The sequence below is a fragment of the Thalassospira sp. genome, assembly GCF_040218635.1.
Classification (GTDB): domain Bacteria; phylum Pseudomonadota; class Alphaproteobacteria; order Rhodospirillales; family Thalassospiraceae; genus Thalassospira.
On record NZ_JAVJRB010000013.1, the window covers coordinates 98147 to 116052 of the forward strand.

Below are 17906 nucleotides of genomic sequence, written 5' to 3' on the forward strand. Positions count from 1 at the left end.
CGACGACAGCAATATTTATGGTGGGCGGGTAATTGTCATCCTGCCTTTTCTGGACAGGAACGATAAGTCGGTTCAATATGTTCGCAAACAAAAGCAAAGTCATAGCACCGATTATGACAGGTTTCCGGGACAACAAGATCACGTGACCACGGCGCGGATGCCCAATGGTTCAAGGAGCAACATATGTCCATGCACAAGACGGCCAAATGTCTGGCGATGATTGCACTGACGGGCGTACTTTCGGCCTGCGCTGTCCAACAAGAAGCCCCGGTTACAGCAACCAATTCCGGCAGCACCATCGTCACCCCGTGGGGCGGGCCATCCAATGGCACTGCGGCGAAAACCGCAAGCACAACAGCTGCGGGCGCCAACACCACACAGAACGACAATCTGGTGATGATGGAAGACCCCAAACAAAAGGCGCTTGATCAGATGCAGCAACAGCAGATTGATGAAGCCCGGATTGCGCTTGGCATCCTTGATCGTATGGCGCAACGCTGTGTTCAAAGCGGCGATGAAGCCGCGTGCAATACGCTTCAAACCAATTGGAGCACCCTTTCCCAACAGTTGCACAAAACTCTGTCAATGGTGGCAGGCGATGCCATGATGTCCCCGATGAGCAGCCCGTCAAACACACCCCCGATGCCGACCAATGGCATGGATGATCCGATGAAATCCGACATGCCCGCACCGGCTGGCAACACGGAAACACCGGAAATGGAAAAACTCATTCCGATGACCCAACCGGGGTCCGATGGCTAGGGCCCAGACAATGCCGAGCAAATAATCTTCACAATTTGAGATAGAGCAAAGAAACCATCCTCCCGCTGATCTATCGTTGTTTCCTGACGTCGTGGCCGACAATATTTTGCACTTGCTGCACGGTCCCGCGTCAGGCGTCTTACCAAACGGAGATCGGTTATGTATCGCGATATTCTTGTTCACATCGACACATCCCCCGCATGTAAAGAACGTCTTTCGGTTGCATTGAAAGTTGCCAAGGCCCAAAACGCCCACCTGACCGGCCTGTTTCTTTTGCCCTATCCCGAAATTCCGCGTTTCATGGAAGTCCAGATCACCGAAGAAGTCATGGCACAGCAACGCGAAGCCATGGCCGAAACCGCACAATCGGCCCGAACTGATTTCGAAAGCACCTGCAAGGAAGCAGGCATCGCATTCAGTTGGAACCAAACTTCCTGCGCGGTATCGGAAATTGCCGAAACGGCTGCGATGTATGCCCGTCATCATGATCTGACCGTTATGGGGCAGTACAACCCAGATAGCGTCGATCCGTGCTCGGCCTCTGAAATGCCCGATAAAGTCATTCTGACATCAGGTGCTCCGGTTCTGGTTGTACCTTATGTCGGGAAATTCGACACCATCGGTGATCGGGTCATGGTTGCATGGAAACCGTACCGCGAAGCCGTTCGTGCGGTGAATGACAGCATGTCGTTCCTTGAAAATGCGAAATCCGCACTGGTTCTCTGTGCGGATCCCAACAAGGGCGCCCGTGATACCCTTCCGGTTCCCGGTGTCGATATCGCAGAGCGACTTGGCCGCCACGGCATCAAGGTCCACAAGGAAACCATGAATGCATCGGGCATCAGTGTTGGTGATCTTCTGTTATCGCGTGCGGCCGATGAAAGCATCGATTTGATTGTCTGCGGTGCCTATGGCCGCCCGCGCCTGCGCGAATTGATGATGGGCGGTGTCACCTATCACCTTTTGCGTCACATGACCGTTCCGGTCCTGATGTCGCACTAAGGTCAGCCCCCGCTTCCCCGACGTTCCTGTTCCGCCAAACGATACAACCGGTCAGAAATTTCTGGCCGGTTTTTTCATTCCATCATCCGTTTCAGCCCGCAAACGAAACGGGACATGCAGGAAAAAGTTGCACCGCATCGCGGTAAGCTTAAAGTGCAATTCAAACACCTACGGGTTTTAGGATCAGTATCCTAAGGTCCCACACCAAAATTAAGAGGTTCGCCATGACCATCGACGCCACCAACGTCAATCCGACCGTCGCCCCAACTGTTCCGGGTAATTCCGATGCCAGCCGCGATGTTGCAAGCTATCTGCATCCCTATACCAATCTTGCAACCCATGAAAAAACCGGTCCGCATATCATTACCGGCGGCGATGGCATTTATGTCACCGATGATTCCGGTCACAAACTGATCGAAGGCATGGCAGGTCTTTGGTGCACATCCCTTGGCTTTAGCGAGAAGCGTCTGGTTGATGCCGCGACCAAGCAGCTTAACATCCTGCCCTATTATCATACCTTTGCATCCAGAAGCACAAACCCGGCAATTGATCTGGCTGAAAAGCTGCTGGAAATCGTGCCTGTTCCGATGTCCAAAGTGTTCTTTGCCAATAGCGGATCAGAAGCCACTGATTCTGCTGTTAAAATGGTTTGGTATTATCATAATGCTATTGGACAGCCGGAAAAGAAGAAGATCATTTCGCGCAAGAAGGGCTATCACGGCGTCACTGTTGCCGCCGCGTCGATGACCGGTCTTCCGGGCAATCACAAACTGTTTGATTTGCCGATTGATCGTATTCTTCATACCGATACCCCGCATTACTGGCGCGAAGCCCAACCCGGCGAGACAGAAGAAGATTTCGCCACCCGTCTGGCCGAACAGCTTGAAGATCTTATTCAGGCAGAAGGCCCCGAAACGGTTGGTGCGTTTATCGCCGAGCCGGTCATGGGGGCTGGTGGCGTGATTGTTCCGCCGCGCACCTATTTTGAGAAAATTCAGGAAGTCCTCAAACGCTATGACATTCTGTTTATCGCCGATGAAGTGATCTGCGGGTTTGGCCGGACCGGGCGGATGTTTGCCACCGAGACCTTTAATCTGACCCCCGACATGATCACGGTCGCCAAACAGCTTTCTTCGGCCTATCAGCCGATTTCGGCCCTGTTCATCAATGACAAGATTTATCAGGCGGTCAAAAAGGGCTCAGACGAAGTCGGCACCTTTGGCCATGGCTTTACCTATTCCGGGCATCCGGTTGCTGCCGCCGTCGCGCTTGAGACCCTGAAAGTCTATGAAGACGATGGCATTATCGCGCATGTCCGAGCCGTCATGGCGCCGTTCCAGAAACGCCTGAATGACCTTAACAAGTTCGATCACGTCGGCGAAACCCGTGGGCTCGGACTTATTGGCGCCTTTGAACTGGTTGCCGATAAATCTGCGAAAACACCGTTTGACCCCTATGGCGCTGCGGGTAAGGCGGTTGCGCAAGCCTGCCTTGAAAAGGGTGTCATCCTGCGTGCATTGGGCGATACGGTGGCCTTCTGCCCGCCGCTGATCATTACTGAGACCCAGATCAACGATATGTTTGATAAGGTTGAAGCCGCCCTGACCGATTGGCATGCCGCCCGGTAATCCGGGCGCCCAAGCCCCATAGGCGTCTTAAAAACAGGATCCCGCACGATGTTGACCATTGTGCGGGATCTTCATTTATGGTGGGTGCAAGCCTGCCCGATAACGTCGGAAAACTTTGAATATCGTCGGGTTTTTCACCCGCAAAACAACCATTCAGAACGCTTCGACTTGCAAACAAATAGACCATTCACACCACAAAACCTAAAATAGATTGATTTTATCTATGGTGAAAATCAATATAATTGTGCCTGCAAACGCGTTCAAATCCTTGCCAAATGAAGCCAATGGGCCCAAATTGGGTACTGAATTTAGACGGGGTGTGCTAGCACGTGCTAATCAACCCACCCCGAGGCGAGATCGACAAACGAAAGATGGAACGCCTTCTCTGATCGTACGGTTCCAAAGAAAACTGGAATCGCTTTAATTTTTGACAAGGGTCAATGCCTTATCAGTCGCCATGCTGGATAAGGACAAAATCAAGACCCGGTCAGACCGGACGATATGTCCAGATCACACTTTGATCTGAACAAGACCAGAGCTTTGTGACGATGCACACGTAGCAATACGGACGCACCAGCACCAAGAGACAGGCGAAAGAAACAAAGATGAATTATAACACCTTCTTCAAAGACGCGTTGGCCGGCCTTAAGGCAGAAGGCCGTTATCGCGTATTCGCCAATCTTGAACGTATTGTCGGCAAATTCCCCAAGGCCCTTTTCCATCCGGGCAATGGCGAAGCCGCCCGCGAGATTACCGTTTGGTGTTCAAACGATTATCTTGGCATGGGTCAGCACCCCAAAGTCCTTGAAGCCATGCAAAATGCCATCACCGGTCAGGGTGGCGGTGCGGGTGGTACGCGTAATATTTCCGGCTCCAACCATCTGCATGTCGCGCTTGAGAAAGAACTCGCCGATTTGCATGGCAAGGAAGCCGCCCTTTTGATGACATCGGGTTATGTCGCAAACTGGACGACTCTTTCAACGCTTGGGTCGAAATTGCCCGATTGCGTCATCATTTCAGATTCGCAGAACCACAATTCCATGATCGAAGGCATGCGCCATTCCAAGGCCGAACGCCGCATCTGGGAACATAACGACGTCGAAAATCTTGAAGCCATTCTGAAAGACATCGGCCCGGACCGCGCAAAGATCGTTGCGTTTGAATCGGTCTATTCGATGGATGGTGATATCGCACCGATTGGTCAGATTCTTGATCTTTGCGAAAAATACAACGCGATTTCATATCTTGATGAAGTCCATGCGGTTGGCATGTATGGCCCGCATGGTGGCGGTGTTGCCGAACGCGATGGCGTTATGCACCGCGTTGACATCATTCAGGGCACCCTTGCCAAGGCATTCGGGGTGATTGGCGGCTATATCGCGGCCAAACCGGAAATCGTTGATTTCGTCCGAAGCTTTGGCAACGGCTTTATCTTTACCAGTTCCCACCCGCCCAGCATTGCGGCCGGTGCGCTGGCCTCTGTCCGCCATCTCAAAGAAAGCAATGCCGAACGCATCGCGCAAAAGGAACGCGCCGAAACCCTGCGCGAACGTCTGCGCGCAGTTGGGCTTCCGGTTATGGATGCGCCAAGCCACATTGTGCCGCTAATGGTTGGCGATGCCGCCATGTGCAAGGAAGCAAGCGATCGTCTGTTGTTTGAACATGATATCTATGTCCAGCCGATCAATTACCCGACCGTGCCACGCGGGACGGAGCGCCTGCGCTTCACCCCCGGCCCGCTTCACAATGACGAACTGGTCGATCATTTGATCGATTCGCTTCTGACCGTCTGGAGCCAGTTGGGCATTTCCAAGGCTGCATGAGCCTGAAATGCATGAAAATTCAAAGGCCGGTGGCATATGCCCCGGCCTTTTTCTTGATCTGAGCACATAACACCGTGCGCCTTGCCTGATTGACCTTGCGCTGTTTGCTTTCGGCCCACCACGGCCTATATTGAGGACGGTGATTTGAACCCGCCGATGCGTGGTGCAGATCACATCTTGCAATTAAGAACCGTTCGCGTTAACGTCGGACCTGTCATCACACAGGGACCGCTCATGTATTCGGATAGAACCTTGCTCCCAAAAGAATGTCTACGGCTTTGCGCGCTTGGTACCCTCGCCCTTTCGGATAAACCGATCAGCTATGCTGATCTGGCCAATTCGGTGCGCCATTTCATGTCCCATATGATGGGGCCGTCGCTTGATATGATGGGAAGTTCACTTCAGCTTCTGAAACTTGAAGGTCTGGTCAAGGAAGACACCGCCAAAGGTGGCTATTCCGACGCGCAACTCAGCCTGACCAAGGCCGGTCATGATAAATTCATCGAATTGATGCAGGGCAACCTGCGCGATACATCCGGTGAGCTGTCCCGCCTGATCATGGCGCTTAAAATGCGCTACCTGCATCTTCTTGATGATGACATCCGCATCGAACAGATTGAAATCCTTCAAGATGTCTGTGAGCTTGATCTGGAACGGGTTCTGGCCCTTCGTGAAGAACATTCCAATGAGGCGGCAAATTTCACCGGCTGGCTTGAAATGGAAGTCAAACGGTTGGAGCAAAAACTGGAATGGCTTAAAAGCCTGTTGGCGTAGCGCATTTTCCCGTTATAGTCGTGATTGACGATCCGCAAGATGTAGATCAAACGTCACAGGCAGGGACGGAAAATGCATATTCGTGAAGAGACTGAAAAAGACTTCGCGGCGATAAATGCGCTGTTGGCCAGTGCTTTTAAAACAGCACCACACAGCCAGCAGACAGAACATCTGATTGTCGATGCCCTGCGGCAAAGCGGCAAACTTACCTTGTCCCTGATTGCAGAAGAAGCTGACGAACTTGTCGGCTGCATAGCCTTTTCACCGGTCAAGATTAACGGCAAGGAATGTGGCTGGTTTGGCCTAGGCCCGGTCGCCGTCACCCCGGACCGCCAAGGCATGGGCATCGGGTCCGAACTGATCCAGAGTGGTATTCGTCATTTGCGTACCGATGACGCACGGGGCTGTGTGGTTCTGGGTGAACCTGAATATTACAGCCGCTTTGGCTTTGCCCCCCTGCCCGATCTTAAACTTGACGGCGTGCCGGATGAATATTTCATGGCCCGCCCCCTGGTCGATGAAATCCCCGCAGGCATGGTGGATTACGATCCGGCCTTTTATATCGAAGCAACCTGACGCAAACCTGACCCAAACGCAAAAGGCAGCCACAATGGACTGCCTTTCTCAGCTCAGGATGCCAAACCGCAAAGCGCAGGCAACTCAATAAAGATGCTGCCCGCCGGTGACAAAAATCTCGGTCCCGGTGACATAGCTGCTGTCTTCCCCGACCAGATAATGCACCGCCGCCGCAACGTCTTCGGGCGTGCCCATGCGGTTCATCGGGATGCGGGGCACCAATGCTTCATATTCCGGGGAAATCATGTCTGTCTTGATTTCGCCCGGGGCCACCGCATTGACCCGAACGCCAAGTTCGGCAAACTCCACCGCCATTTCACGTGTCAGCCCAGAAAGGGCCGCCTTGGAGGTTGAATAGGCCGATCCGGCAAACGGGTGAACATAGTGACCTGCAATCGATGTGATGTTGCAAATCGCCCCCTTGCCACGGTGCAAGGCCGATGCAAATCCGCGTGACAGTGTCAGAGGAGTGAAGAAATTCAATTCAAACACATCGCGCCATGCGGAAATATCCCCATTCAAGCAACCAAGACGCTCTTTATAAGGCGTTTTGGGCGATACACCGGCATTATTGACCAACGCATGCAACGGATCATCGCCAAGCACCTCATTGGCCTGTTCAATAAAGGATTCGACTTCTTCAGGCTTGGAAAGATCGGCGCGAATATGAATACCCTGTGCCGGATCACGTGGACAGGATGGCGGCGGGGCTTCGCGTGAACAGCAAATCACCCGCCAACCACGTTTGGCAAAATATCCAACAGTGACATGACCAATGCCACGACTGGCACCTGTCAGGACGACTGTTTTCGGGGCGTTGCTGTTCATTGGCTTTGCTCTCTTCGCGACTTAGATATGCAATCATGCTTTGACTGCTTTCTTATAGCATTGCCATGCCAAACCCTTGAAGGAAAAGCCCCGATTTGGGGAATAATTCTATCCCCGAACCAGCCAAATCCATCCGCACGGCGTTTGGCAAGCCATCCTAAAGCCGGTATGCTGAATTTCGGACGGGGGTGGGTAAAGACATGTGCAGCCGATTTGATCTCAATAGCGATATTCGGGCGTTTCAAGTCCAGCTTGGCTTGGATATGGACGATATTCGCCGCATGGCAACACCTGATGGGGTTGAAGATGCCCGCAATGCCCGTAATGCAGATGATTTGTCAGATGAATTTGAAGCGGCCTTTGAAAGTCTGACAGGCACGCGGCGCCCAACCGATCCGATTGCCGTTATTTTACCTGATCGCAAAGCCGCCATTCGAAACTGGGGATTAAGCATTCCGGGCCTGAATGCGCCCATGATCAATGCCCGATCCGAAACACTCGAAGCAAAACCGACATTCCGTCCCCTTCTGGAACGGCGCTGTTTGATCCCGGCGACGGGTTGGTATGAATGGCGCAAAGATGGCGCAGCAAAACATAAAAACCAGATCACGCTTCCTGATCATCAACCGTTTCTGTTTGCCGGATTGGAAAACGGGCGTGAGGCAACCATCATCACCTGTGCCCCGTCTGGTGCGATTGCCCATATTCACAACCGCATGCCGGTTGTGCTCGGCCCCAATCACCTGTCGCACTGGCTTGACCCGGACAGTTCATTTCAGACCATCCGTCATGTGCTGGGTCCGCTTCCCGATCATGTCCTGGCCTGGCAGGAACAAACGCCTGCCCCGGCCAATACCGGTCAGAAGACAGATCAGAACAGCAATCAGATTGATTTTTTCTCGAAATAGAAACTTAAAACAGAAAACAGTGATCCTTCCCGCAAGCGCATTCGCACCTTGCAGCGATCAAACCTTATTTGCCATCGACATCATTGGCCGCACACGGTGTTGCACTGCATTCATGCAAAACGCCACCAACAACCGCTTGGTCCACAGCAACTGCGCCAAGATCGGGCAAACCTGTTTTCGGGTTATTGAGTTCATGTACCAGGTCCTCGGACATGGCCGCAAAATCAATGATATCACGCATTGATAGCATGTGAATTCCCCTGTCAGACGCTTATTTTCCTCGATGCGAAACGCCTCGTTTTTCGGGGTTTCGTCTTTGTAATATTATTGCAACCCTCTCGCGATTTGTTCGCGGATGCAACAAAAAAGGCGCATCAAAATGCGCCTTTTGAATTCCACCCTGTTTGGCAGATCATTTAGTTTTGCGAAATCATATGGTTACAATCACCGGTTGGTCAGTGCATTATCCAAAGGGGTAAGGCACATTTCGCCAGCATATCCTGCGTCACACCACCAAGGATCATTTCCTTGAACCGGGAATGGCTATAAGCACCCAGAACGATGGTATCGGCACCACATTTTTCTGCTTCTGAAATCAAGGCGCTAGCAACATGGCCGGACTCGGTATTGTCGACAACCTTGGCATCGACTCCGTGCCAGCGGAATTGTTCGGCCAATGCCGTACCACTGGCCCGGCCATAGGGCACATCGCCAATGCTGACAATTGTGACTTCCTTTGCCGTACGCAAAAGCGGCATGGCAGATGTCACAGCACGGGCGGCTTCAACCCCGCCATTCCACGCAATCATAACCTTTTCACCAACTGTTGCCGGTGCGTTTTCCGGGGCGACAAGAATGGGACGGCCCGTTTCCATCAGGGCGGCATCAAAAGTCAGGGATGCCGATGCCTCCTTGGGATCACGGCCAATCACCACCAGATCAAACAACCGTCCACGGCGGGCAACGGTTTCGTCTTCGCGCCCGTTATCCTTGCGCCATGCGCAGGTCGCCTTGTTCTCGGTCGAGGAAGCTTCACTAACTTCAATACCGGCCGCCTCAAGGGCTGCCTTATAGGAAGCTTTGCCGTTGGTTTCGCGTTTTGCGGTTTCCGTTTCAGCAGCACGGATCATTTCTTCAATGATCAGGCCCGACATGCCTTCGCCAACAATTGGAATTGCGTCCTGGGGTTCTGCTGCGACAAATAACGCCTCAAGATGGGCATCAAACCGTTTGGCCATTCGAAAGGCCGTATGCAAGACCCGTTGATCAATGGCTGTTCCTGCCACCGGCGCCAGAATTGTTCGTATTGCCATCGTACTCACTCCCGCATGTCAGCTTGATAACTGCGTCTGTCTCTCACCTGCCCCGTTTGGTGCAAGCTTGGCAACAGACTACGCTCTTTAATCGCGAATTTCTTTGTCCAAGATCAAAACGTTCCGAATGCGTTTAATGTTTCAACATCCTATCGAAATCTGACCCGGTTTTCCTAGAGCCTAACATATAAAATGATTGTATCATCAATGGTTGTGATTAGGATTACGGTTTCACTATCGAAACATGAAGTGCGCCCATGAAAACCATGTGCTTGTAAGGATATGGGCAGATAGGGTCAGGACCCTAAGCGTGCAGAACAAGGAATGGGTTTTCCGCCAAATGGATTATGAAATGCTCCATGAGAATGCACGCGAAGCAGCGGAATTTCTTAAAACACTGGGCAATGAATGGCGTCTGATGATCCTGTGTTCCCTTGGGGATACAGAGAAATCCGTTGGGACGCTTGAAAACGAACTGGGCATCAAACAATCGGCCCTGTCCCAGCATTTGGCACGTCTTCGCCGCGAAGGTCTGGTTAAAACCCGCCGGGATGCCCAGACGATTTTTTATTCGCTGGCCAATCGCGATATCATGAAAATCATTGCTGTCCTGCAGGAAACATTCTGCCCGCCAGAACAAGACGCCTAAGGCACCTTTCAATGGCCCAAAGAAAAACGCACAAAGTCACATGACCTTGTGCGTTTTGATGTTTCTGACGGGCCGAGCAGCTCTTAAGGAAACAGCTTTTCAATGTTCCAACCGGCATCCTGATCATCGCGGGTGAAAAGCTTGCGGTCATGCAGGCGGAATTTTCCTTCGGCCCAAAACTCGATCCGATGCGGGATCAGGCGGAAACCACCCCAATGATCCGGGCGCGGGACTTTGCCAAGGCCGAACTTGGCAGTAAATTCCGCTACCCGTTTTTCAAGATCAAACCGGCCGCTCATCGGGCGGGACTGAATGGATGCCCAGGCACCAAGCTGACTGCCGCGTGGACGCGATGCGAAATATTCATCGGATTCTTGCGCATCAACCTTGGAAACCTTGCCTTCAATCCGCACGCATTTTTCAAGTGTCTTCCAATGAAAACACAATGCCGCAAAACTGTTTTCAGCAAGCTGACTGCCCTTTCGGCTTTCATAATTGGTATAGAAAACAAAGCCGCGCGGATCGAATTCCTTAAGCAAAACAATGCGTGCCGACGGGCGCCCTTGCGCATCCGCCGTCGCCAAAGTCATGGCATCCGGATAGGCCTTTTCTGCTGATTTGGCTTCACTAAACCAACTATCAAACATCTCAAACGGGGCGTCGTGGGGTTCGTGCCCAATTTTTGGCGTATTTTTTTCGTCCATTAGGGAAAGATTTCCTTTGGCTGATTGAATTCGTTGCCATGCAGATCAACTAATTCGGAACATCGGTGGCAGTCGCTACGTTCAGGTCATATATATACGCAAAGCATATCGGTTGGGACTGTAAAGACAAGATGGGCAAAATAAACATGAAATTCCGTCATATCGTAATTCCGGTCATGATGACCGCCTTTATTGCCGGTTGCGCCCAGGATCAGGGCCAAAAACAGACTGCAGGTACCTTGCTTGGTGCTGTTGGCGGTGCTGTTGCCGGTGCACAATTTGGTAAGGGCAGCGGGCAGCTTGTCGGTGTCGCCCTTGGTACGCTGGCCGGTGCCTTTATCGGCAGTGAAGTCGGCCGTTCGCTTGACAATGCCGACCGTGCCATCATGGCCCAAAGCACACAGAAAACGCTTGAAGCAACCCCGACGGGGCAAACCTCTACCTGGCAGAACCCCGATACGGGCGTTCAGGGCACGGTAACCCCGACGCGGACTTATCAGGCGCCTAAAACGCAGGAATATTGCCGCGAGTACCAGCAAACCGTCACCATCGGTGGGCAGGAAGAAACCGCTTATGGCACCGCGTGCCGTAAACCTGATGGCAGTTGGCAAGTTGTGAACTGATCAAATTTTGCGGCCTGTGTCGCACAAAATGAGACAGGCGGCGCGTTCCATGAGACTGCGCCGCCTTTTTCTTGTTCTGACAGACCACCCAATCGACCATCACATGGTTCACCCCGTGCAAATAAGGTTCATATTTGACTGCTCATGATCTAATAATGAACCGACGTGCTTTTAGTTTTTACAACCGGTCAGTACATGCAGGATCCCTATAAGATACTTGGCGTTGCCAAAACCGCCAGTCAGGACGAAATCAAGAAAGCCTATCGTAAACTGGCGCGTGAGCTCCATCCCGACGTAAACCCCGGCGATGCAAAAATCGAAGAACGGTTTAAAAAGGTTTCAAGCGCCTATCACCTTCTGGGCGATGCCGAGCGCCGCAAGAAATTCGACAATGGCATGCTTGATGCCGATGGTCGCGAAACCGGCCCGTTTGGCCGCGGTGGTGGTGGTGCCCGTTCAGGTGGCGCAAACGATCCATTTGGTTTTTCCGGAGCCAATGCAGAAGATATCTTTGACGAAATTTTCGGCAAAGGTGGTCGCGGCCGGGGCGGTGGTGGCGGTTTCGAGGGCTTTGGCGGCGAACGACGCCCGCAAAAGGTCAAAGGCCCGAACATCTCCTATGAACTCAGCCTTGATTTTAGCGAAGCCATGCTGGGTGCGACCAAACGCATCAACCTTGCCAGCGGCAAAAGCCTTGAAGTCCGAATTCCACCGGGCAGCGAAGATGAACAAACGCTGCGCTTGAAGAATCAGGGCATGGCCGGCATGAATGGTGGTGAGGCGGGCGATGCGCTGATCAAGCTGCATGTTCATCCCGACAAAACATTCCGCCGCGAAGGCAATGACATTCATTGTGATCTTGCGATCACCCTGTCAGAAGCCATTCTGGGTGGCTCCATCGAAGTCCCGATTGTCGCAGGCAAGGTCAATATGAAGCTGCCCGCGAACGCCAATAGCGGCACCAAGCTGCGCCTGCGCGGCAAAGGCGCCCCCTATGATCGGGGGGATAAACGCGGTGATCAATATGTCCATCTGACGGTCAAGCTTCCCGAAGAACGCGATGATGACCTGATCGAATTCATCAAAACCTGGTCCGAAAATCATCCTTACAAAACGCGTTAATCCGACATTTTAAAAGCTGGCATCTGCCAGCTTTTTTCTTGCCCGTTTGAACCACCCTGCCCCGAACGACCTTAGAAAAACCACGGGTCTGACGCCCCCGAACCAGCCGTGATACGCCTGACTGCCTGTAAATGCAGATCCGTGTTACCATATGGTTTCAAAGGGTTTTGTTCGCGCAAAACACAACAGCCAATCAGGGACCAGATGGAACAGTTCACAAATCCGGATCAATATCTGCAATGGCTTGAACAAGCGATCAACTGGCTTTCGGCCAATGTGTTGTTGATCCCGATCCTGATCCAGATAGCGGCCTGTATTGTTGCAACCATCCCGGCCTATTTACTCCGTTCAAAATTGGCTGCACTACTTTCCCGTCTGCAAAACTGGAAACCGCTTTTGCCCTATGCCGGGTTCAGGCGCTTTGCCAATGTTTTGCCGGATCTGGCTTTCCCGCTGCTGTTTGTCGTTCTGATCTGGTTGATTGAAGCCATCGCCATTCAGGCCGGTTACCGCCATAACATTGTCCGCCTTGTCGCAAGCTTGATGAATGCCTGGATCGTCATTCGCCTGGCCTCGGCTGTGGTCAACGATCCGGTTTGGTCGCGCAGCATCGCCACCCTGGCATGGGGGTTGGCCGCCCTTAACATTGTCGGCTGGCTTGAGCCCACCATTGCAATTCTGGACGGGCTTGCGATGCAGGTCGGTGATTTCCGTGTGTCGGTCTATGGCGTCCTGAAAGCCGTCCTATCACTTGCCATATTGCTTTGGGTCGCATCCTTTGCCTCGCGCCTGTTTGAACAACGCATTAAAAAGACCCACCGCCTGACCCCGTCGGTTCAGGTGTTGATGTCCAAGCTGCTTAAATTTGTTCTTCTATCCGTTGCGGTTCTGTTTGCACTCTCGACCATTGGTGTCGATTTGACCGCCCTTGCGGTCTTTGGCGGTGCGGTTGGTGTCGGCCTTGGCCTTGGTCTGCAGCGCATTGCCGCCAACCTGATCAGCGGGGTGATCCTGCTTTTAGATCGGTCGATCAAGCCGGGCGATGTCATTGCCATTGGCGATACGTTTGGCTGGATTCAGTCGCTTGGCGCACGCTACACCGCGGTGCGTACCCGTGACGGGACAGAATTCCTGATCCCGAATGAAGATCTGATCACCACCCAGGTTGAAAACTGGAGCCATTCAGACGTTAAGCTGCGTCTGAAAATTCCGGTTGGCATTGCCTATAGCTGCGATCCGCATTTCGCCATTACCCTGTGTAACGAGGCGGCGGGGAAATGTTCGCGCGTGCTCGAAAACCCCGGCCCCAACACATTGCTGCGTGGATTTGGCGACAATTCTGTCGATCTTGAAATCAGGTTCTGGATTGATGATCCGCAAAATGGACGTGGCAATATCATCAGCGAGATTTTGCTGAATGTCTGGGATGCCTTCAAGGAACACAATATCGAAATCCCATTCCCGCAACGCGATCTGCATCTGCGCAGTGGCGATGCCACCTTGCGGGTTCAGATGGACACACCCCAGCAACCTGCTTCCGAATAGGCAAGTGTGTGGTGTTAACTACACACGCCCCCGCCCCTATTCGACGGTTTGCGCCATGTCGTTTTGATCAATCTCGGTTGGTCTGGGCGTATCGGGGTCTTCCTTGATCTGTTCAGGAACCTTGTCAGCCTGTTTTGGCGTATCAAGCAATTCGCCAACGATAATATCCAGAACGACATGGCGGGTTTTCTCAAGCTCGATCAGGCAGTCGCGCATACGCACCGGCCACCCGCCATCCGCCGGAACAACCAAAAGCCGATCATAGTCCAGAAACAGCCCCAACCGCGCCATCAGATCGTTCAAGGTTAGCCGTGACAGATTGCCCGACAGCAACCAGCGATGGCTTTCAGAACGGTCGATCAGCTTTTCCCGGCGCAAGGCGGCCAAGGCCCAGTTCAAATCACGCCCGCCCAGTTTCAAATCACGCAGCATGCGGCGATAGGTTGGCGGTTTTGCCGCTTCATGGAAACCGTTTTGCAGATATTCCAGAACCCGAAGAACCGCGATAATCCGTTCCATGTGCCCCGGAACCGCACCCCGTGGATCAGGGATCAGTCCCGCAGCACGTGCAGCCCGCCATTCAGACCTTGCTGCGGCAACCTGTGCGCCAAGTAAAATCACGATCCAGGTCAGATACATCCACAACAGGAAGATCGGAACAACGGCCACTGCACCATAAATCGTCTGATAGGTCGGGAAGCTTGTGACATAGAAGCCAAATCCCTTTTTCAGGGATTCGAACAGGATCGCGGCGACCAGACCACCAGCCAAACCATCAATAATTTCAACCGATCGGTTGGGCATGCCCATGAATAACAATGAAAAGGCTGCTGCCGATAACAAGAACGGCGCAAGGAACGTTAACTGCCCGATATGTTCCCCCAGTGCATCCCCACCGACCATATGACGCATGGCAAAGATATAGGATGCCAGCGACAGGCTAAGCCCCAGCAACATCGGCCCGACCGTCAGAAGCGTCCAGAACACCACAAGCCGGGATAGCAATTTGCGCGGGCTTGTAACGCGAAAGACGTCATTCATCGCCCCTTCAATCGCGCCAAGCAACATAACCGCCGTCAGGCCGAGAACAATGGTGCCAATCGCCGTCATCTGACCGGTGTTTTGCAGGAAATCACCAAGGTATTCTGTGACTTGTTCGCCGGTCTCAGGCAAAAAGTTATTCAGAACAACACCCATGATCTGATCTTTGAACTGATCAAATACCGGAAATGCCGACAGCACCGTCAAGGCAACCGCAAGGAACGGAACCATTGCCAAAAGCGTCGTATAAGACAGTCCAGCCGCACGTTGTATGGATTTGTCATGAACAAAACGCATAAGTGCATAGCGCCAGAATGCTGTCCGATCCGCGATCAATTTGTGAAATTCGACCATTAAACGCTTATCCCCGCGCATTTTCCGGTTATACTGTAATTGATCAACAGGATAGCGTGCCCGCACACGTTATAACAGGCCAGATTGACGTTGGCCTTGCTTTGTGTAGGATGCGCCCAATGACTAATAGCTCCTGTGCCGGTCGCGGCTTTAAGTGAATGCCTCTACCTGCCAGAGAGAGATCGTGGGAACGAGAGGGAATATGAGCCTGTCCACCGAAAACATTTCGGGCCTGATGGCCGGTAAGCGTGGCCTGATTATGGGCGTCGCCAACGACAAGTCGATTGCTTGGGGTATTGCACGCGCTGCTGCTGCTGCAGGTGCGGAAGTTGCCTTTACCTATCAGGGTGAAGCACTTGAAAAACGGGTCCGCCCATTGGCCGAGTCTGTTGGCAGTGATATCGTCCTGCCATGTGACGTCACCAATGCAGCAAGCATCGATTCCGTTTTTGACGCGCTCAAGGAAAAATGGGGCAAGCTGGACTTTGTTGTCCACGCCATCGGTTTTTCCGACAAAAACGAATTGCGCGGTCGCTATGTCGACACCTCGCTTGAAAACTTCACGATGTCGATGAACATCTCGGTCTATTCCTTTACCGCTGTTGCACAGCGCGCGGAAAAGCTGATGACCGATGGGGGTTCGCTTTTGACCCTGTCCTATTACGGGGCAGAAAAAGTCATGCCGCATTACAACGTGATGGGTGTTGCCAAAGCAGCCCTTGAAGCCAGTGTGAAATACCTTGCCAATGACCTTGGCCCGGACCGCATCCGGGTGAATGCCATTTCGGCCGGTCCGATGAAAACGCTTGCTGCTTCGGGTATTGGCGATTTCCGCTATATCCTGAAATGGAATGAATTCAACTCGCCAATGCGCCGCAACGTCACCCTTGATGATGTTGGCGGTTCGGGCCTGTATTTCCTGTCTGACCTGTCCACCGGCGTTACCGGGGAAACCCATCATGTCGATTGCGGTTATCACACCGTTGGCATGAAACAGGCAGACGCACCTGACATCAATGTTCAGAAATCCTGATCTGGGCATGATATGATTTTGCGGGCTGCCCTGACGGGCGGCCCGTTTTGTCTCTTTTCACTTTGTCTCTTTACACTTCGAACGCTGGATTATCGGTTATGGCTGGCAACAGTTTTGGAACGCTTTTTCGCTTCACCACCTTTGGTGAAAGCCACGGCCCGGCAATCGGCTGTGTCGTTGACGGGGTTCCCCCGCTGCTGGATTTGTCTGAAGCCGATATTCAGGGCTTTCTTGAAAAACGCAAACCCGGTCAGTCACGCTTTACCACCCAGCGCCGCGAACCTGATCAGGTCAAAATTCTTTCGGGCGTGTTCGAAGGCAAAACCACCGGCACTCCCATCGGTCTTCTGATTGAAAATGTCGATCAGCGGTCAAAGGATTACGGCGAAATTAAAAATCAGTTCCGCCCAGGCCATGCCGATTACACCTATTGGGAAAAATACGGCACTCGTGATTATCGCGGTGGCGGTCGTTCATCCGCACGTGAAACCGCGATGCGGGTTGCAGCCGGTGCAATTGCGCGCAAGATTCTTGGCGATGATATCAAAATCCGCGCGGCACTGGTTAAAATGGGCACCAAGGAAATCAATCGCGACAACTGGGACTGGGATGAGGTTGATAACAATCCGTTCTTCTGCCCGGACCCGAAAGCCGTTCCGGTCTTCGAAGAATATCTTGATGGTTTGCGCAAGGATGGCTCATCCGTTGGCGCTGTGATCGAAGTTGTCTGTTCCGGTGTTCCCGTCGGGCTTGGCGATCCGGTTTACGACAAACTTGATGCCGACCTAGCCAAGGCAATGATGACGATCAATGCGGTCAAGGGTGTTGAAATCGGCAACGGCTTTGAAGCAGCCGAGCTGACCGGCATTGAAAATGCCGATGAAATGCGCCTTGGCGAAGACGGCAAGCCGGTGTTTGGGTCGAACCATGCCGGTGGCATTCTGGGCGGTATTTCGTCAGGTCAGGATGTTGTTATCCGTTTTGCAGTCAAACCGACCAGCTCGATCCTTACCCCGCGCAAAAGCATTGATATCTACGGCAAGGAAGTCGATGTCGTCACCAAGGGTCGCCATGACCCCTGTGTTGGCATTCGCGGCGTTCCGGTGGGCGAAGCCATGGCTGCCATCGTTCTGGCAGACCATCTTTTGCGCCATCGTGGTCAGTGCGAAGGCTGGAACGCCAACAAGCATTTTCCAAGCTAACCCACCCAGCAACTGATTT

18 protein-coding genes are annotated in these 17906 nt (G+C 52.7%); 13 read left to right on the forward strand and 5 right to left on the reverse strand.

Annotation, left to right across the window (positions count from 1 at the left end):
• Window positions 1–183: 183 nt before the first annotated feature.
• The 6 genes from RIC05_RS19625 to RIC05_RS19650 all read left to right on the forward strand — a co-directional run bounded on the left by RIC05_RS19625 (window position 184) and on the right by RIC05_RS19650 (window position 6565).
• A complete protein-coding gene (locus tag RIC05_RS19625) occupies window positions 184–762 on the forward strand; it encodes a hypothetical protein (RefSeq protein WP_350047099.1) in 579 nt (192 codons plus the stop codon).
• Window positions 763–921: 159 nt separating this feature from the next.
• The gene (locus tag RIC05_RS19630) at window positions 922–1764 is read left to right on the forward strand and encodes a universal stress protein (RefSeq protein WP_350047100.1); all 843 of its coding nucleotides are present in this window, start codon (window positions 922–924) and stop codon (window positions 1762–1764) included.
• 224 nt (window positions 1765–1988) lie between these two features.
• Complete coding sequence (locus RIC05_RS19635; protein WP_350047101.1) at window positions 1989–3392, forward strand: aspartate aminotransferase family protein; 1404 nt, start codon at window positions 1989–1991, stop codon at window positions 3390–3392.
• A gap of 605 nt (window positions 3393–3997) precedes the next feature.
• On the forward strand, window positions 3998–5215 hold the full coding sequence (hemA, locus tag RIC05_RS19640) for a 5-aminolevulinate synthase (RefSeq protein WP_350043880.1): 1218 nt from the start codon (window positions 3998–4000) through the stop codon (window positions 5213–5215).
• Between the two features lie 234 nt (window positions 5216–5449).
• Window positions 5450–5989, forward strand: coding sequence for a hypothetical protein (locus tag RIC05_RS19645; RefSeq protein ID WP_350047102.1), 540 nt, complete (start codon window positions 5450–5452; stop codon window positions 5987–5989).
• 72 nt (window positions 5990–6061) lie between these two features.
• Window positions 6062–6565, forward strand: a complete 504-nt coding sequence (locus tag RIC05_RS19650) for a GNAT family N-acetyltransferase (protein ID WP_350043882.1) — start codon at window positions 6062–6064, stop codon at window positions 6563–6565.
• An 84-nt stretch (window positions 6566–6649) separates the two neighbouring features.
• On the opposite strand, the gene RIC05_RS19655 is transcribed toward RIC05_RS19650, so the two are convergent.
• Window positions 6650–7393 (reverse strand): SDR family NAD(P)-dependent oxidoreductase, encoded by a 744-nt coding sequence (locus tag RIC05_RS19655; protein ID WP_350043883.1) that lies wholly within the window; start codon window positions 7391–7393, stop codon window positions 6650–6652.
• A gap of 200 nt (window positions 7394–7593) precedes the next feature.
• On the opposite strand from RIC05_RS19655, the gene RIC05_RS19660 reads away from it, so the two are divergent.
• Window positions 7594–8301, forward strand: a complete 708-nt coding sequence (locus RIC05_RS19660) for an SOS response-associated peptidase (protein ID WP_350047103.1) — start codon at window positions 7594–7596, stop codon at window positions 8299–8301.
• Between the two features lie 64 nt (window positions 8302–8365).
• On the opposite strand, the gene RIC05_RS19665 is transcribed toward RIC05_RS19660, so the two are convergent.
• Both RIC05_RS19665 and RIC05_RS19670 read right to left on the reverse strand, forming a co-directional pair.
• Window positions 8366–8551 (reverse strand): hypothetical protein, encoded by a 186-nt coding sequence (locus RIC05_RS19665; protein WP_350047104.1) that lies wholly within the window; start codon window positions 8549–8551, stop codon window positions 8366–8368.
• Window positions 8552–8756: 205 nt separating this feature from the next.
• Window positions 8757–9614: a universal stress protein gene (locus RIC05_RS19670; RefSeq protein WP_350047105.1), complete on the reverse strand. Its 858-nt coding sequence runs from the start codon at window positions 9612–9614 to the stop codon at window positions 8757–8759.
• A gap of 340 nt (window positions 9615–9954) precedes the next feature.
• Between RIC05_RS19670 and RIC05_RS19675 the strand changes: the two genes are divergently transcribed.
• On the forward strand, window positions 9955–10263 hold the full coding sequence (locus RIC05_RS19675) for an ArsR/SmtB family transcription factor (protein ID WP_350043930.1): 309 nt from the start codon (window positions 9955–9957) through the stop codon (window positions 10261–10263).
• A gap of 83 nt (window positions 10264–10346) precedes the next feature.
• Here RIC05_RS19675 and pdxH read toward each other — a convergent pair whose 3' ends face one another.
• Window positions 10347–10967: a pyridoxamine 5'-phosphate oxidase gene (gene pdxH, locus RIC05_RS19680; protein ID WP_350047106.1), complete on the reverse strand. Its 621-nt coding sequence runs from the start codon at window positions 10965–10967 to the stop codon at window positions 10347–10349.
• 146 nt (window positions 10968–11113) lie between these two features.
• Here pdxH and RIC05_RS19685 point away from each other — a divergent pair, with 146 nt between their 5' ends.
• From RIC05_RS19685 to RIC05_RS19695, 3 genes are all read left to right on the forward strand, one after another.
• Entirely contained in the window at window positions 11114–11590 is a 477-nt protein-coding gene (locus RIC05_RS19685) for an RT0821/Lpp0805 family surface protein (protein WP_350043888.1), read from the forward strand.
• A 195-nt stretch (window positions 11591–11785) separates the two neighbouring features.
• Complete coding sequence (locus tag RIC05_RS19690; RefSeq protein ID WP_350047107.1) at window positions 11786–12712, forward strand: DnaJ C-terminal domain-containing protein; 927 nt, start codon at window positions 11786–11788, stop codon at window positions 12710–12712.
• Window positions 12713–12916: 204 nt separating this feature from the next.
• On the forward strand, window positions 12917–14257 hold the full coding sequence (locus RIC05_RS19695; protein ID WP_350047108.1) for a mechanosensitive ion channel family protein: 1341 nt from the start codon (window positions 12917–12919) through the stop codon (window positions 14255–14257).
• A 36-nt stretch (window positions 14258–14293) separates the two neighbouring features.
• On the opposite strand, the gene RIC05_RS19700 is transcribed toward RIC05_RS19695, so the two are convergent.
• Window positions 14294–15652 (reverse strand): YihY family inner membrane protein, encoded by a 1359-nt coding sequence (locus tag RIC05_RS19700; protein WP_350047109.1) that lies wholly within the window; start codon window positions 15650–15652, stop codon window positions 14294–14296.
• A gap of 202 nt (window positions 15653–15854) precedes the next feature.
• Here RIC05_RS19700 and fabI point away from each other — a divergent pair, with 202 nt between their 5' ends.
• Together fabI and aroC are read left to right on the forward strand one after the other, a co-directional pair.
• The gene (gene fabI, locus RIC05_RS19705; RefSeq protein ID WP_350043892.1) at window positions 15855–16685 is read left to right on the forward strand and encodes an enoyl-ACP reductase FabI; all 831 of its coding nucleotides are present in this window, start codon (window positions 15855–15857) and stop codon (window positions 16683–16685) included.
• A 98-nt stretch (window positions 16686–16783) separates the two neighbouring features.
• On the forward strand, window positions 16784–17887 hold the full coding sequence (aroC, locus tag RIC05_RS19710) for a chorismate synthase (protein WP_350047110.1): 1104 nt from the start codon (window positions 16784–16786) through the stop codon (window positions 17885–17887).
• The last annotated feature ends 19 nt before the right edge of the window (window positions 17888–17906 follow it).

Excerpts from the sequence above, each read along its gene's own strand:
- RIC05_RS19625 (WP_350047099.1), top strand. The coding sequence starts at position 184 with ATGTCCATGCACAAGACGGCCAAATGTCTGGCGATGATTGCACTGACG.
- RIC05_RS19630 (WP_350047100.1), top strand. The coding sequence starts at position 922 with ATGTATCGCGATATTCTTGTTCACATCGACACATCCCCCGCATGTAAA.
- RIC05_RS19635 (WP_350047101.1), top strand. The coding sequence starts at position 1,989 with ATGACCATCGACGCCACCAACGTCAATCCGACCGTCGCCCCAACTGTT.
- hemA (WP_350043880.1), top strand. The coding sequence starts at position 3,998 with ATGAATTATAACACCTTCTTCAAAGACGCGTTGGCCGGCCTTAAGGCA.
- RIC05_RS19645 (WP_350047102.1), top strand. The coding sequence starts at position 5,450 with ATGTATTCGGATAGAACCTTGCTCCCAAAAGAATGTCTACGGCTTTGC.
- RIC05_RS19650 (WP_350043882.1), top strand. The coding sequence starts at position 6,062 with ATGCATATTCGTGAAGAGACTGAAAAAGACTTCGCGGCGATAAATGCG.
- RIC05_RS19655 (WP_350043883.1), bottom strand. The coding sequence starts at position 7,393 with ATGAACAGCAACGCCCCGAAAACAGTCGTCCTGACAGGTGCCAGTCGT.
- RIC05_RS19660 (WP_350047103.1), top strand. The coding sequence starts at position 7,594 with ATGTGCAGCCGATTTGATCTCAATAGCGATATTCGGGCGTTTCAAGTC.
- RIC05_RS19665 (WP_350047104.1), bottom strand. The coding sequence starts at position 8,551 with ATGCTATCAATGCGTGATATCATTGATTTTGCGGCCATGTCCGAGGAC.
- RIC05_RS19670 (WP_350047105.1), bottom strand. The coding sequence starts at position 9,614 with ATGGCAATACGAACAATTCTGGCGCCGGTGGCAGGAACAGCCATTGAT.
- RIC05_RS19675 (WP_350043930.1), top strand. The coding sequence starts at position 9,955 with ATGGATTATGAAATGCTCCATGAGAATGCACGCGAAGCAGCGGAATTT.
- pdxH (WP_350047106.1), bottom strand. The coding sequence starts at position 10,967 with ATGGACGAAAAAAATACGCCAAAAATTGGGCACGAACCCCACGACGCC.
- RIC05_RS19685 (WP_350043888.1), top strand. The coding sequence starts at position 11,114 with ATGAAATTCCGTCATATCGTAATTCCGGTCATGATGACCGCCTTTATT.
- RIC05_RS19690 (WP_350047107.1), top strand. The coding sequence starts at position 11,786 with ATGCAGGATCCCTATAAGATACTTGGCGTTGCCAAAACCGCCAGTCAG.
- RIC05_RS19695 (WP_350047108.1), top strand. The coding sequence starts at position 12,917 with ATGGAACAGTTCACAAATCCGGATCAATATCTGCAATGGCTTGAACAA.
- RIC05_RS19700 (WP_350047109.1), bottom strand. The coding sequence starts at position 15,652 with ATGGTCGAATTTCACAAATTGATCGCGGATCGGACAGCATTCTGGCGC.
- fabI (WP_350043892.1), top strand. The coding sequence starts at position 15,855 with ATGAGCCTGTCCACCGAAAACATTTCGGGCCTGATGGCCGGTAAGCGT.
- aroC (WP_350047110.1), top strand. The coding sequence starts at position 16,784 with ATGGCTGGCAACAGTTTTGGAACGCTTTTTCGCTTCACCACCTTTGGT.